The sequence below is a fragment of the Roseateles sp. genome (assembly GCF_036404855.1).
Taxonomy (GTDB): Bacteria; Pseudomonadota; Gammaproteobacteria; order Burkholderiales; family Burkholderiaceae_C; genus Pelomonas.
In genome coordinates, this window is record NZ_DASWYS010000319.1 from 15,177 (window position 1) to 29,416 (window position 14,240).

12 protein-coding genes are annotated in these 14,240 nt (G+C 67.6%); 6 read left to right on the forward strand and 6 right to left on the reverse strand.

What is annotated here, in order from left to right:
* Positions 1–51 precede the first annotated feature (51 nt).
* The 6 genes from VGF12_RS21615 to VGF12_RS21640 form a co-directional block, all read right to left on the reverse strand.
* A complete protein-coding gene (locus tag VGF12_RS21615; RefSeq protein ID WP_331178114.1) occupies positions 52–984 on the reverse strand; it encodes an alpha/beta hydrolase in 933 nt (310 codons plus the stop codon).
* An 18-nt stretch (positions 985–1,002) separates the two neighbouring features.
* Positions 1,003–2,031 carry a hypothetical protein gene (locus VGF12_RS21620; protein WP_331178115.1) on the reverse strand — a complete coding sequence of 343 codons (1,029 nt, stop codon included), beginning with the start codon at positions 2,029–2,031 and terminating at the stop codon, positions 1,003–1,005.
* Between the two features lie 17 nt (positions 2,032–2,048).
* Positions 2,049–3,194, reverse strand: coding sequence for an alpha/beta fold hydrolase (locus VGF12_RS21625; RefSeq protein WP_331178116.1), 1,146 nt, complete (start codon positions 3,192–3,194; stop codon positions 2,049–2,051).
* An 88-nt stretch (positions 3,195–3,282) separates the two neighbouring features.
* Complete coding sequence (locus VGF12_RS21630; RefSeq protein ID WP_331178117.1) at positions 3,283–4,665, reverse strand: hypothetical protein; 1,383 nt, start codon at positions 4,663–4,665, stop codon at positions 3,283–3,285.
* Positions 4,666–4,678: 13 nt separating this feature from the next.
* Entirely contained in the window at positions 4,679–5,479 is an 801-nt protein-coding gene (locus VGF12_RS21635; protein ID WP_331178118.1) for a hypothetical protein, read from the reverse strand.
* A complete protein-coding gene (locus tag VGF12_RS21640) occupies positions 5,464–5,910 on the reverse strand; it encodes a hypothetical protein (protein ID WP_331178119.1) in 447 nt (148 codons plus the stop codon). Before VGF12_RS21640 ends, VGF12_RS21635 begins: the two co-directional genes overlap by 16 nt.
* Before the next feature lie 228 nt (positions 5,911–6,138).
* Between VGF12_RS21640 and VGF12_RS21645 the strand changes: the two genes are divergently transcribed.
* The 6 genes from VGF12_RS21645 to VGF12_RS21670 form a co-directional block, all read left to right on the forward strand.
* The gene (locus VGF12_RS21645) at positions 6,139–6,438 is read left to right on the forward strand and encodes a hypothetical protein (RefSeq protein ID WP_331178120.1); all 300 of its coding nucleotides are present in this window, start codon (positions 6,139–6,141) and stop codon (positions 6,436–6,438) included.
* Positions 6,439–6,496: 58 nt separating this feature from the next.
* Positions 6,497–8,065, forward strand: a complete 1,569-nt coding sequence (locus tag VGF12_RS21650; protein ID WP_331178121.1) for an ABC transporter substrate-binding protein — start codon at positions 6,497–6,499, stop codon at positions 8,063–8,065.
* Complete coding sequence (locus VGF12_RS21655; RefSeq protein ID WP_331178122.1) at positions 8,062–9,627, forward strand: ABC transporter substrate-binding protein; 1,566 nt, start codon at positions 8,062–8,064, stop codon at positions 9,625–9,627. Before VGF12_RS21650 ends, VGF12_RS21655 begins: the two co-directional genes overlap by 4 nt.
* 37 nt (positions 9,628–9,664) lie before the next feature.
* The gene (locus VGF12_RS21660; RefSeq protein WP_331178123.1) at positions 9,665–11,623 is read left to right on the forward strand and encodes an ATP-dependent helicase; all 1,959 of its coding nucleotides are present in this window, start codon (positions 9,665–9,667) and stop codon (positions 11,621–11,623) included.
* Positions 11,624–11,890: 267 nt separating this feature from the next.
* Positions 11,891–13,603, forward strand: a complete 1,713-nt coding sequence (locus VGF12_RS21665) for a hypothetical protein (RefSeq protein WP_331178124.1) — start codon at positions 11,891–11,893, stop codon at positions 13,601–13,603.
* A gap of 21 nt (positions 13,604–13,624) precedes the next feature.
* Positions 13,625–14,240 (forward strand): hypothetical protein (locus VGF12_RS21670; protein WP_331178125.1); only part of this gene is annotated, 616 nt, incomplete at its 3' end.

Genomic DNA, 14,240 nt, shown 5'->3' on the forward strand with positions numbered 1-14,240 from the left:
TGCGCCCCCCCCTCGCAATGCCCCGGGGTGCAGGTCGCCCCGGCGCACTCTTCAGCAGCGGCCCACCACCCGCGGCGCCGGGCCGGCCCGCTCGGGTGCCGCCGACCGCGCCGGCAAGACGACGTCAGGCAGCCGGCGCCAGGTGACGCCCACGGCCAGCAGCTGCGACACCAGGTCCGCCGCGGCAGCACTGGCGGCGCTGCCGTTCCAGCCCCAGTAGTCACTATGCCCGGCATTTGCCACGCGATGACGGTCCACATGGCCGGGGGACGCGGGGATGTTGCCGTGGCGGCCTATGGCTTCGGGGAAGAAGCCATCGCCGGCCAGCGTCTGGCCGATGGGGAAGGCCAGGTTGAGCACCAAGTCGTCGCTGGAGTGCAGCACCTCCACCTGCCTGGCGGCGCCCAGCGCGTCCGCCAGATCGCCGCCCGGGAACACGGCGCGGGTGGGAACAGCCGCGGCCATCAGGCAAACCTTGGCGATGCGGTCGCGGTAACCCGGCACGGGCAAAAGCAGCTTGATAGTCTCCAGGATGACGCGGCAACCCATGGAATGCCCCACGAAGGAGAGGCTGACGACGTCGGCGCGCTGGGTGGCCAGGTAGCCGGCCAGCACCACTGCGGTCTGCTTAGCCCGGGCGACGGTGGCCGGATAGACCAGAAAATCCACCAGGTCCAGCGGGCCCGTGAAGTTGGCGTCCCCCGGCCAGAAGCCGTCGCCCAGCATGTCTTCGAAGCCGCTGGTGTAGGCCGCGTCCAGCCGCTGCTTCTGCAGCGCGCGAAAGCCCAGGTAGGCATCCTGAGCCTCGCGGCGGTGGTTGTTGAAGCCATGCACCAGCACCAGCAGCTCGGTCTGGCGGCGCGATTGGCCGGCTCGCCAGTCAGCACTGCATGGCGACAACACGGGCCCACCCTCGTCGACCTCGCGCATGTTCAGCACCAGGCCCGCAGCGTAGTCGGGGTTGTTGCCTTCGAAGCGCGCCACGACGAAGCTCGCCCAGGGCTATTTGGTGAACCTGACCGACGACAGGCCGTTCAGCAAGTCCTTGGCCACCGGGGCCAGCACCCCTCCCAGCACGGCCTTGAGCAGCACGCCCAACAGGGACACGGAATGGCACATCATCTGCCCCCAGCCGTCGCTCAACGACCGCCATGGATCCAGCGGCCCTTGGGAGAATGCCGGGTCCGACGCGATGACCAGGGCCACGAAGAGCAGCGCCGCGCCGGCCAGCATCGCCCACATCTTGTTCAAGTCCTCCCAACGGCTGCTCGTCACCGTCTGGAAGCCATCGAGCTGGCGGCGCATCAGCATGCGGACCCTGGCATAGCGATCGGTGTCCGTCTTGGCGGCCCCGTGCGCCGGCGGGTTTAGCACGAAGCTGCGCCAACCCGCCGAATCGGCCGGATCGGCGCCACGCGTCAGAAAGGCGTAGAGGTGGGGGTAGAGGTCGGGGTTGTTCAGCACCGAATCTGCCGCGTCCTGCACCTGCGACATCATGCGAGAAGTGTCCAGCTCGAACACCGCGCGGTCCACGCCGCGCCAGCGCAGCACCGCGCCGAGCGGGTGTGGTGCGGCCGGCAAGGCCTGGCCGGAGGTGAGATGGAACAGCTCGGCATAGGCCATGCCGGCGTCATAAGGCAGGGTGCCGCCGCCCTGCTTCACCTGCGTCGCCGCGCGCGCGGCCGGGACGTCATAGTGGCTGCCACCGCCCAGCAGCACCGCCGACAGCAGGCCGGGCCTGGCCAGCTGCAGCGCGGGCGGAATGCTGCCGCTGTTCTGCGACAGCCAGCGCATCACAGCCGTGCGGTGGAACTTGCCGCGTATGGAGAACAGCTTCTTGTAGGCCTCCAGCAAGGCCACCACCAAGCCCGCCGTACCGGCCAGCACGGCGACATAGGTGCCGAGCTGGCGAGTCAGCTCGGCCAGCGCCGTGGCGGCAGCATCGGTGGCCGGAGGCGGCGACTGGGCCCATGCGGCGGCGCCTGTGGCGGCCAACATGGCGGCCGCGAGAAGTCTGGGCAGATGGCTCATCGCTCCCTCCCTTGGGCTCATGGCCGGGCCTGATGGCGGCCGAAGAACTCCAGAATGGCCGACATGGCCGGCACGCGGTAGCGGTCGGCCTCGATCAGCAGCTCATGCCGGGCACCGTCGATGGTGCGCGGCCCGCCGGTCTCGCAGCGGCGTTGCGTCCCGCTCGCCAACGCGGCGCAGAAATCGGCCTGCCCTGCGGCCGTGACGGCGGTGTCGGCGCCGGCCTGCAACACCAGCACCGGCGTGCTGATCAGGCCGGCGTCCGCGATCAGCTTGGCGGATGCCGCACAGGCCTCGGACACCCAGCCGCGCGTGGGCCCGCCCAGCCGCACCTCGGGGCGCTCCCTCTCGACCTTCAGCACCTGGGCCCAGCGTCCCGGCGAGTGGGTGTAGTCGTTCGTGGCGTCGTCGTAGTCCACATGACCATAGGGCTTGGCGGCCCAGCCCGCCCACTGCTCGCTAAAAGCCCAGCCCGTGGCCCGGAACCAGCCGCAACTCGAATCCGCCGAGATGAGGATCTTGGCGTTGGGCTGGTGCATGGGCGAAGACAGCGCGGCCGCCGCAAACGTGCCGGGAAAGCGCTCCAGGTGCCGGCTCGCGATGGCGCCGCCCATGGAGTGGGCCAGCAGCAGCAGCGTGGTGTGACGCCCCTGGCGCACCACGTCCGCCAGAAAGGCCTGCAGGTCGTCGACGTAGTCATCGAAACGCTCGACATGCCCCTTCTCCCGTTCCGCCAGCAGCCGCGGAGAGAAGCCCTGCCCGCGGTGGTCGTGGATATAGACCGAATAGCCCTGCCGCACCAGGTCTGCCACCACCTCCTGGTACTTCAGCAGGTTCTCGGTACGGCCGCTCACGATGACCACCGCGCCGCGCTCGTTGGGCACCGCCACTCGGGCGTACTCCAGCATGAGCCCGCCCGCGCCCTTGAACCTGCCGCGCTCGACCCGGGCATGCCACAGCGGCACCACTTCCTGCTCGAAGCGCAGGGCGTAGTCGGATTCCGAAATCAGCCCATAGGGCAACGGCGACGGCAACGCGCTCAGCGGCGGCAGCGTCTCGCCGGCCTGGGCCCGCGCCACGCCTTGCCAGGCCAGCGCGGCCAGCAGCAGGGCGGACCAGACGCGACGGGCCACATGGCCGGGTGCCAGGAATGTTGCGCTCATGCTCCCCTCCGAATCGGCCTTTGGTGCCGGCATTCTGGGCGTTAAGCCAGGCCGGCAAATCCTCAGCGTTGACGACTGTCGCGCCACGTCAGCGGGGCTCCACGATGCGTTGCAGCGAGGCCACGCGCCGCGCCAGTTCAGCAGGGGGGTGGGGCAGGAGATCCGCGTCCAACCGCAGCAGCAGCAGGTACCAGTTCAGTAGGTTCTGCACGGTGGCGATATTGGCCGCGTCGATGGCGCGCGCGCCCTCCAGGGCCTGCGTGATGCGCTTGATGCGTCGGCTTCGCTCCTCGGCATCGCCGCTCGTGCAGCAGTAGGGGATCTGGCCCAAAGCCGACAAGGTCAGGATGTCGCTGTCGGCTGGCACCAGCGCCTGGGCATTGGCAAAGCCGATCGCTGGCGTCACATAGGACGGGTTCCGCACATCCCTCAGCTCATCACTCAACGTCTTGCCCGTCCCCAGCGCGGGGGCGCCGCCCTGCGCGTTCCGGTAGCTGTCGAATACCTCCTGCTCCTTCTCCCGGGCCCGCCCCAGTGCGCTGGCGATCACGTCGGCAATCGCCAGCGGCAGCTCCAGCTGCGAGCCTCTCGCGCCCTCCGGGACAGGCGCCCGCTTGAACGCATCCAGCGCCGCCAGACTGCCGCGCGCCGCCTCGGCCGAACGCGTCACCTTGAAGTTGAGGTAGGCCACCACCCCCTGCGCAAACTCCAGCTCGGGCAGCAGCGCGGTGGACAGCTCGGCCACGTTGGCCTGGGGTACCCAGGCCTCCCGCCCATCCAGGGAGCTGAGCTTCAGCCACTTGTCGTCCGCGGCGGCGATGACGAACTGCCGCGTCAGCGCCGCGGGCGGCGCGTTCACGTCCGGCAGGAGCCTGGCCTGCAGATGGGTCAACTGCTCCCTCATGCGCTTGAGCGTGGCGGCATCCAGGCGCCGGCGCGGGAAGGAGATCGTGGAGTCGGGGAAGCGGCTGGTGAACACCAGGTCGGACTGGCCTCGCCCCCCCGGGTAGACGACGCGCGCCGCGCCGTCGGAGCCGTTCCAGTACACGCGCATGTACAGCTTGAGGAAGAGGCTGTCCTCCTCGCCGCCATAGACGTCGCCCCAGATGAACACGGCACTGTGGAACAGGCTGCGCCAGAGAAAGCCCTGGCCGTTGGTGGTGACGGCGTCATAGACATTGCCGATGTCGCATTCATGGCCCGGGCTTTCGTCCAGCAGGGTCAGGTGCGTGCTGCCGACCGCATGGGCCATCGCAATCACGCGGGCGTCCATCAACGTCTCCAGCTCGCGCCGGCCCGGCGCCTCCTGGGCGGGGGGGCCCGCCTCCAGGGGAAGCTTCACGACATAGGCTGCCGGCGCCCAGCGGTTGCTGATGCGCGGTGACTCGCAAGGTGCCCGCATCACGCTGGCGCAGCCTCCGAGCAGCAGCGAGAGGCAGACGACGAGCAGACAGGCGCAGATGCGGCTCATGGCGATTTCGTCCTCAACGTGGGCAGGCGGCCTGGATGCCGTCGCGCAGATCCTTGTTCGCACGCAGCGTCTGGTCGGCGGCCTCCTTGGTGTCGGCGATGCGTTTCTCCGCCACGAGCAGCGACTCCTCTATCCTCGCCAGCAGCTCGGCGGCGGGTCGCGGCGGCCTCAACAGGCTGTCCAGTGAGCGCTGCAAATCCTTCTTGCTCGTGCACAGCACCAGCTTGGCATGAAGAAAGTCTTTGGCGTCGAGCAGCCGGTTTCCAAAGCCGAAGCCGACGAGCGCCCTCATCAGCGCATCGCCGCGCTGAAGGCCCATGGCCCAGAACTTCGGCAGCCCACCGCCGGGCGCCGACGCGGACGCCGCCGCAGCGACCACCGTATCCTCCAAGGGCGGGGGCGGGTTGCCGTCCCTAGTCTGCGGAACGACGGCATAGAAAACCCCCGGCTGGCCGCGTTCGCGCCAGATGGCCACCGTCACGTTGAAGTTCTGCAGGCGGATGACGTCGTTGGCATCCTCCAGCGTGCTGCCGGTCTTCTGGCTGCAGATGACGAACGCCAGCCCCGCGACGCCTGCCGGCCTGGGCAGCAGCCTCCAGTAGTCCGACAAGACCTCACTGGCCAGCTCTCGCTCCAGGCTCACCAGCTCGGCCTCTGAGGCGCTGGCCGCAGCCTCGTCGCGGTAGGCGATGACGGCCGGCTTGGTGGCCACGTCGCGTCGCGTCTGCGCACGCTGGCAGTCTATGGTCGCCTGGGCCAGCGGAGCCAGGCAGCAACCCAGGGCCAGCAGCCCTACCTTCAGCGCGCTGCGCATGTCTTGACCCTCTCCATGCAACCCAGGTCTTTCGTGCGCCGCTCCAGGGACTTCATCTGCGTCACCGCGTCCGGGAACTGCTCACGGCTGCGCAGCAGACTGCCCAGCGCGGCGCAGACCTCCGCCTTGTGCCTGATGGCGATGAGGGTCAGGCCTTCCTCCGGCACGGCGATCTCCATGTCCTTGTCGACCGCCAGGATCACCAGCGGCCCGATGGCATCCACGCCGTACATCGAGAGCTGGCGCGCCAGGCTTTTGCGCTGCGCCTCCCTGCCATCGCCCGTGGCCGCGTCGATGTCCTTGAGCAGTTGGGTCATCGCCGTGACGCTGGCCACGGTCGCCTGCCTTTCCTTGAGCGCCTGCTCCACCCGGCTCGTGACGAAATAGGCCACGCCCGCCATGATCAGCGCTTGCAGCAGCGACGGCAGCATCTGAAGGTATGGTGCCAATCGCGGCGGTTTCGGGTCTGGCGCTGCGTTGCGGCGCACCGGCCGCTGGAATTTTTTCCCTGCCATCGGAGAAGCTCCCTGCGCGGCAGCCTAGGCCAGCCCCTGAGGACTCGCATCCTCGATGTTGTGGAATCGAGTGGCCCATGCCCGTCGCTCCGCGGCGGCAACCTCCCCAGCGGCCGAGCCTGCCGGGCCCATGATTCCGCCCACATGAACAAGCCGTCACGCTTCATCCACATCCACATCCACCCCGACGCCCCGCCCAAGCCGGCGCCCGGCGCGCCCTGCAATGGCTGCGGCATCTGCTGCCTGGTCGAGCCCTGCCCGCTGGGCGCGCTGCTGAGCCGACGCCTGCGGGGAGCCTGCGCCGCGCTGCGCTGGGACGGCTCGCGCTATGTGTGCGGTGTACTGGCGACGCGGCCCCGCGGCATTCGCGGCTGGCTGGTGCGGCGCTGGATCGCGGCCGGCGCCGGTTGCGATTGCTCACTGGAACTTGGGGACAAGCCCTAGCCGCCGACTCGGGCCTGGCGACTACATTTTTTGGCTTCTGCCGTCCCAAGGAAGCCACATGAAATCCGCCCTCCGGCTGCTGCCCCTGCTCGCCGCGTTGACGCTGTCCACGGCCATGGCCGCCCCGCTGCGCTGGGCCGCGCAGAACGACATCCTGACGCTGGACCCGCACTCGCAGGATCACAACACGTCCAACGCCATCGGCACCCACATCTACGAGGGCCTGACGCGCCTGGGCCGGAACTACCGGCCGGAGCCGTCCCTGGCGACCAAGTGGACTTATGTCTCCCAGACCCAGGTGCGCTTCGACCTGCGCCGCGGCGTCAAGTTCCACGACGGCTCGCCGTTCACGGCGGACGACGTCGTCTTCAGCTTCGGCCGCATCACGCAGCCCCAGGGCACCAAGCAGACCTATGTGTCCGGCATCAGGGAGATCAAGAAGATCGACGACTACACGGTCGACCTGCTCCTCGAGGCACCCACGCCGATGCTGCTGCAGAACATCATCAGCTTCCCCATCATGAGCAAGGCCTGGTCTGCGAAGAACAATGCGACAAACACCCAAGACTACAAGGCCAAGGAAGAGAACTACGCGTCGCGCAACGCCAACGGCACCGGGCCCTACAAGCTGGTGAGCTGGCAGCCCGACCAGGCCGTCAAGATGGTGGCCAACAAGGACTGGTGGGACAAGAACCCCGGCAACGTCACGGAGCTGAGCTACTTGCCGATCAAGTCCGCGCCGACGCGCGTGGCGGCCCTGCTGTCGGGCGACGTGGACATCGTCACCGACCTGCCGCCGCAGGACTTCTTTAGGCTCAAGGAGGCAGGCAAGGTCAAGCTGCTGGAAGGCCCGGAGATCCGCACCATCTTCTTCGTCATGGATGAGGGTAGCGACGAGCTGCGCGAATCGAGCGTCAAGGGCAAGAACCCCTTCAAGGACAAGCGCGTGCGCGAGGCGATGAACCTGGCGCTGGACCGCGAAGCCATCAAGCGCAGCATCATGCGAGGCCTGTCGGTCCCTGCGGCGCTGATGATCCCGCCGGGCGTCAATGGCTACGACGCCGCGCTGGACGCCCCGCTCAAGCCAGACCTCGAGAAAGCCCGCAAGCTGCTGGCCGAGGCCGGTTATCCGCAGGGGTTCGAAGTGCCGCTGCACTGCCCCAACAACCGCTACGTGAACGACGAGCAGGTCTGCCAGGCGGCGGTGTCGATGTGGGCCAAGGTCGGCGTCAAGGTCAGGCTGGTCGCGGCGCCGTTCGCCACGCACAGCCAGACCTTCCAGCGCGGCGAGTCGCCCTTCTACATGTTGGGCTGGGGCGTCTCCACCTACGACGCGCTTTATGCCATGCAGGCCTGGGGCCACACGCGCACCAATGGCGCCGACGGCAACTTCAACTTCGGCAAGGTCAGCGATGCGCGACTGGACGAGCTCATCCAGAAGATCAAGTTCGAGCCCGACGTTGCCGCCCGCAATGCGCTGATCAAGGAGGCGCTGCTGCGCATCCGGGACGAGTTCCTCTTCGTCCCCATCCACCACCAGATCCGTCCGTGGGCGATGAAGCCGGGCGTGGACACGCTCCATCGTTCCAACGACTACTTCGAAGCCCGCTACACGACGATCAAATGAAGCCCTTCACGACGCTCGCCGCCACCCTGCTGCTGGCCACCGGCCTGGCCTCGGCCAACACACTGCGCTGGGCCGCACAGAACGACATCCAGACGCTGGACCCACACTCGCAGAACCACTCGGCCACGTCGACGGTCACGGGCTACGTCTACGAAGGCCTGACGCGCTACACCGAGAAATTCGAGGTCGAGCCGGCGCTGGCGGTGAAGTGGACCTACGTCACCCCGACACAGTTGCGCTTCGATCTGCGCCGCGGCGTGAGGTTCCACGACGGCACGCCCTTCACGGCCGACGACGTCCTCTTCAGCCTGCAGCGCATCAGGCACCCGGCCAGCAACATGATCATTTACGCCTCCGGGATCAAGGAGGTGAAGAAGATCGACGACTTCACGGTGGACGTGCTCCTCGAGGGCCCCAACCCCGTCCTGACACGCAACCTGACCTACGTGCGCATCCTCAGCAAGGCCTGGGCGACCAAGAACCGCTCGGAGAACCCGCAAGACTTCAAGGCCAAGGAGGACACCTATGCCTCGCGCAATGCGATGGGCACGGGGCCGTTCAAGATCACCAACTGGACGCCCGACCAGAAGATCACCATGGTGGCCAACACGGACTGGTGGGACAAGCCCAAGGGCAACATCACCGCAGTGACCTATCTGCCGATCAAGTCCGACGCCACACGCGTGGCGGCCCTGCTGTCGGGCGCACTGGACCTGCTGACGGACCTGCCCCCGCAAGACGTCGCCAAGCTCAAGGCCGACCCGCGCCTCAAGGTCATCGATGGACCGGAGAACCGCACCATCTTCTTCGCGCTGGACATCGGCAGCGACGAGATCAAGGGTTCAAGCGTCAAGGGCAAGAACCCCTTGAAGGACCGACGGGTGCGCGAGGCCATGTCGCTGGCCATTGACCGCGAAGCCATCCGGCGAAGCTTGATGCGCGGCCTGTCCATCCCGGCGGCCATCATGGTCGCGCCCGTGGCCTACGGATGGTCGGCAGACCTGGACACGATGACCAAGCCCGACATCGCCCGTGCCAGGCAACTGATGACGGAGGCTGGCTACGCCGACGGCTTCGAGCTGCCGCTGGCCTGCCCGAACGACCGCTACGTCAACGACGAGGAGATCTGCCAGGCGGTGGTCTCGATGTGGGCGCGTGTGGGCATCAAGGCCAAGCTGACGACCCAGCCCATGACCCAGCATTCGGCGGCGATGCAGCGCTATGAGCTCCCCCTTTACATGTACGGCTGGGGCGTGACGACCTTCGACGCGCAGTACACGCTGCAGGACATCGTCCACACTAAGACGGGCGGGGCCGACGGCAAGGGCAACTTCTCGCGGGTCAGTGATGCCAAGGTGGACGCGCTGGTGCAGCAGATGAAGGTCGAGACCGACGTGCCTAAGCGCCTGGCACTGATGCAGGAGGCGCTCAAGCGAACGCGCGACGAATTCCTCTTCATCCCCATCCACCACCAGGTGCGTCCCTGGGCCATGAAGGCCGGCGTGAGCATTCCACACTCGGCCAACGACGCGCCCCAGGCCAAGTGGGCGACGATGAAGTAGGCCAGAGCGGCCCGGCCGGCGCGGGACAATCCGGCCCATGCGCGACGTCCCCTTCCAGCCTGCCCACATCATCCCGAGCGATGAGCAACTGGCAATCCAGTTGCTGAAGACCCGCCTGCTGCTCGTGGAAGCAAACGCTGGCGCGGCGAAGACGACGACGCTGGCGCTGCGCATCGCCCAGGCGCTGCAGCGCGGCGCACCACCGCAGAGCGTGCTCGCCCTCACCTGCACGGCACCGGCCGTCGCTGCGCTGAAGCAACGGCTGGCCCACATCGGCGTGCCCAAGGCCGCCGTGCAGCAGCTGCGCCTGCAGACCTTCGAGGCCTTCAGCCTGGCCGTGCTGGAAGCTGCAGAAGGCACGAAAACCCGCGTCGTGACTTCACCCGAGCAGGTCAGGCCCTACGTCGTGCGGGCCATCGAGCGGGCCCAGTCTCTGCCGGAGGAGCGGCACCCCGAGGAACTGATGACGGAGGCCCTGCCGGCCGATCTGGTCGAAGGTCTGCTGAAGTCCTTCGACGTGCTCAAGGGCCGCATGGTGATGGAGCACGAACCGCCCGAGGAGCGCATGACGCCCGCGCTGGCCGACGAACTGGGCTTCGGCTACCTGGCGATGCGCTGCTGGACCTGCTACGAGTTCATCCGCCGCGGTGGCCACCCGGACCGGCCCGAGTTCCGCTTCCCCGGCGACGCCACCTATGACCTGGCCCGCGCGCTGATGAGCGGCGAGATCGACGTCGGCGACGAAGTACTGCAGCAGGGCCTCACGCTGGTCTGCGTCGACGAGATGCACGACGTGAACCGCGCCGCCTTCACGGTCCTGAAGGCATTGTTGGCCGCCCACCCACGCGCGGCGTTCGTTGGCGTCGGCGACCGTGACCAGGTCATCCATTCGCAGACCGGCGCCGAGGCCGGCTTCATGCGGGAACATTTCAAGGCCGAGATTGGCACGCCCGAGTTCCGACCGCTGACCCTCAGCCACCGCTTCAGTCCGCAGCTGGCCCGTCACGTCGGCGCGCTGGCCTGCAAGCCTTATGCGGCGGACGCTTCCCTGCACACAGACATTCACCTGGAGCCATGCGAATCACCGCGGATCGCCGCCGCCTTCATCGCGCGCCAAGCGCAGGCCCATCTGCCGCAGCCGGCATCCGGCAATCTGCGCGTGCTGCTGCGCCATCCCGCCCAGTCCGTGCTGATCGAGCATGAGCTGCTCCGGCTGGGCCTGCCCTATGGCTCTGTCGGCTTTGCGCCCTATCTGGAGCGCCCCGAAACGCTGCTGGTGCGTGGCCTCCACGCCCATGCACGCCGGGACTACAGCGGCTTCGAGGACGCGGCGCAGCGTGCCAGGCTGCTCGACGCCTGGCTGCTGTTCTCGGGCGCCCGGATCGACAGCATCGAGCTGCGCAATCTGGACAGCGCCGAAGCGCAGCGCGTGGCCGTGGCCGAGGCTTCAGCCGACCCGGAGTCGACGCAAAACTTCGTCGATGCCCACGTGCTGCGCAGCGCCCCAGCAGTTGCCCGCCGGCCCCTGGAAGCTGCCATGGCCGTGCTGGGCCACGCCGATGTCGGTGCTTTCGAGGTCGAGTTCCTGAAGGCGCTGGACCCGCTGAAACTGGCCACGCGCGTGTTCGTGCGCCGGGCCGAGGCCGCGCAGGTGGCCGACAACGTGACACAGCTGCATCGCGTGGTGCTGGCCGAAGCCACTGAGGGGAGCGCCGGGGTGGATGGCGCGTTCCGCATGGTCTCGGCCATGGACCGGGCCCGCCGTCGCCAGCGCGCGGACGAGCGCATCGTCCTGTCCAGCATCGAGGCCGCCAAGGGTCTGGAATTCCATCACGTCATCGTGCCGCACCTGTCCAAAGGCGAATTTGGCGACGCGTCGGTAGAGAGCCGCAACCTGCTGTACGTGGCCATAACGCGCGCCAGACACCGCCTGACGCTGACCTTCACTCCAGACCACCCGTCCCGCTTCCTGCGGGATGCCGAGCTCGTCGCATGAGCCGGCGGTGAAGCGGCCGCCACGGCAGCTCCGATCACCTGCGGGTCCGCGCTCCAGGCGGCCATCGAAGCCACGGCGCTGAGCGGCCGCCACTGAGCACGCCGCCCCCTACCTTCGCGACTGCTCCTCTCCTTTATGGAGGTGGCGGCGTCGCTCGGCGCCTAAATTGGACTTCACCGACCAGGAGATGCACCTGCATCTGGCCATCGGTGGGTCGCGCACGCCCTCGGTCGAGCCCCCGACGCGGCCTCTGCACAGGAGATCAGCATGAGCAAGCCAGTGCTTGAAGTCGTCGCCCTCAAGGAAAGCCTTGAGGAGCAGTTGCTGAAGCGCCCGGGCGTCACCGCGGTGGATGTCGGGTTCAAGTACGTCGGCGGCCAGCGCACCGACGAAGTTGCAATCCGCGTGATGGTGGCGCAGAAGAAGGGCGACGTGCCCGCCGCAGAGCGGGTGCCAGACCACTTCGACGGCGTCAAGACCGACGTCATCGAGCGCCGGTACTTCCTGCATGACGCGATGAAGAACAAGAAGGCGGTCAGTGACATCAGCTTGCAGGCGGACGCGACCAACTACGACCCGGTGAAGGGTGGCATCAGCATCGGCCCATGCCGTGTCGTCGGCGGGTTCGTGTTCGTCGGCACGCTAGGCGCCATCGTGAAAGACAACGCCAGCGGCAACCCGCTGCTGCTGTCCAACTTCCACGTCATGTGCATCGACAACGGCTGGCATGCGGGTGACACCATGGCCCAGCCGGGCCGCGTGGACGGCGGCCAGTGCCCGGCCAACGTGGTCGGCACGCTGCAGCGCGCAGCACTGACGGCCAAGGTCGACTGCGCGGTGTCCTCGCTGTCCGGCCGCGGCTACTCCTGCGAGATCGTCGACATCGGCAAGGTCGCCGGCACCGCCACGGCCACGCTGAACATGCCGGTGCGCAAGCGTGGCCGCACCACCGGGCTCACCTACGGCTTCGTGGATAGCATCAGCCTGTCCGTCAACATCGACTATGGAAACGGCATCGGCGTGAAGACGCTGACCAACCAGATCGGCATCCGTCCCGACACCGCGCACAACGCCGCATTCGGCGATCACGGCGACTCGGGCTCGGCTGTGGTGGACGGCACGGTGCACGTGGTGGGCCTGCACTTTGCCGGCAGCAGCGACGGGCACGGCATCGCCAACCAGATCGCCGACGTGCTGTCGGCCCTCAACGTCAGCATGTGCACGGCATTGGCCAAGGCCGTCATCAAGGACGTCAAGGACCACAAGCACGAGAAGATCGAAGTCAAGGAACACAAGATCGAGAAGATCGAGCACAAGGAACTCAAGATCGAGAAGCTGGAGCACAAAGAGCTGAAGTTCGAGAAGCGCGTACCCGAACTGCCGCCAGGCAAGATCCTGGTGGAAGGGCCGAGTTTCCCGATCCAGCCCGGCGACCCGGGCTTCCCGGGCCTGCCCGGCCAACCGGGCCAGTTGGGCGGCGGCATGCAGGGCGCCGCGGCCGGTGCCTCTCCCAAGCTCACCGACAAGCCGATCGAGAAGCTGAAGCCCGAGATCAAGGACTTCAAGCAGGAGTCCAAGGATCACAAGGACGCCAAGGACCACAAGGAAATCAAGGAACACAAGGATCACAAGGACAGCAAGGACAACCCCGACCACAAGCAGTTCAAGGATGCCAAGGACCACAAGGACCAGAAGGAACACAAGGAGTTCAAGGATCACCACAAGGAGTTCAAGATCGAGAAGCTGGAGTTCGAGAAGCCGCCAGCCACGGAGAACTTCGATCCCAAGCTGATCGTCGAGACCGGCCCGCAACTGCCGCCGGGCATCGACCCTGCGGGACCCGGCGGTGGTCTGGAGCAGCGCATGGCGCAGCTGGAGGCCGTGGTGGCCAGCCTGTCCACCTTCATCTCGCCCGAGCTGAGGCCCGACCTCGGTACTGGCGCGCTGACGAACGAGAACGACGGCTGCAAGGGCTGCTAGGCCGTCCGGCGGCGACGCACCATGTGGCTGGTTCTCTGCGACGCCCATGATGCGGCCGCCGCATGGGCTGGCCAGCAGCTGACGGCGCACGGCCTTCAGCCGCTGGAGATCCTCAGCGCCGATCAGCTGGCGCTGAGCGACTTCCAGGAGCATCGCCTCGAAGGACGCACCGGCTGGACACTGCGGCTGCGCACCGAGGCCGGCCTGCAGATTGACGGCGCCAGCCTGCAGGGCGTGCTGAACCGCCTTTACACGGTGCCCATTGGCCACTGGCGCCAGGCACCGGAGGCCGACCAGTCCTATGTGCAGCAGGAGCTCGTTGCCTTCTTCCTGAGCTGGCTGTTCGCGTTGCGCTGTCCCGTGATCAACCGGCCGACGCCGCAAGGGCTGTGCGGCCAGTGGCGTATGGAATCCGAATGGGCATCTCTCGCACGCCAGGCCGGCCTGCCGGTGGCCCCCTACCGTCAGACTTCGCGCGACCGCATCGATGAGGCCCGCGGCGCGCGCCGACTGGTGCCCCAGGGTGCGCTCGTCGGCACCACCGTGGTGATGGGCGGACGCACCTTCGGCCCGGCCCTGCCGGAGGTCCTTTCGGAGGCCTGCGTCCGCCTGGCCGAGCTGAGCCACACCACGCTGC

What these genes read in the sequence shown, in the direction of transcription:
- VGF12_RS21630 (WP_331178117.1), bottom strand. Translation starts at nt 4,665, where the DNA reads ATGAGCCGCATCTGCGCCTGTCTGCTCGTCGTCTGCCTCTCGCTGCTG.
- VGF12_RS21635 (WP_331178118.1), bottom strand. Translation starts at nt 5,479, where the DNA reads ATGCGCAGCGCGCTGAAGGTAGGGCTGCTGGCCCTGGGTTGCTGCCTG.
- VGF12_RS21625 (WP_331178116.1), bottom strand. Translation starts at nt 3,194, where the DNA reads ATGAGCGCAACATTCCTGGCACCCGGCCATGTGGCCCGTCGCGTCTGG.
- VGF12_RS21665 (WP_331178124.1), top strand. Translation starts at nt 11,891, where the DNA reads ATGAGCAAGCCAGTGCTTGAAGTCGTCGCCCTCAAGGAAAGCCTTGAG.
- VGF12_RS21650 (WP_331178121.1), top strand. Translation starts at nt 6,497, where the DNA reads ATGAAATCCGCCCTCCGGCTGCTGCCCCTGCTCGCCGCGTTGACGCTG.
- VGF12_RS21640 (WP_331178119.1), bottom strand. Translation starts at nt 5,910, where the DNA reads ATGCTGCCGTCGCTGCTGCAAGCGCTGATCATGGCGGGCGTGGCCTAT.
- VGF12_RS21655 (WP_331178122.1), top strand. Translation starts at nt 8,062, where the DNA reads ATGAAGCCCTTCACGACGCTCGCCGCCACCCTGCTGCTGGCCACCGGC.
- VGF12_RS21620 (WP_331178115.1), bottom strand. Translation starts at nt 2,031, where the DNA reads ATGAGCCATCTGCCCAGACTTCTCGCGGCCGCCATGTTGGCCGCCACA.
- VGF12_RS21660 (WP_331178123.1), top strand. Translation starts at nt 9,665, where the DNA reads ATGCGCGACGTCCCCTTCCAGCCTGCCCACATCATCCCGAGCGATGAG.
- VGF12_RS21645 (WP_331178120.1), top strand. Translation starts at nt 6,139, where the DNA reads ATGAACAAGCCGTCACGCTTCATCCACATCCACATCCACCCCGACGCC.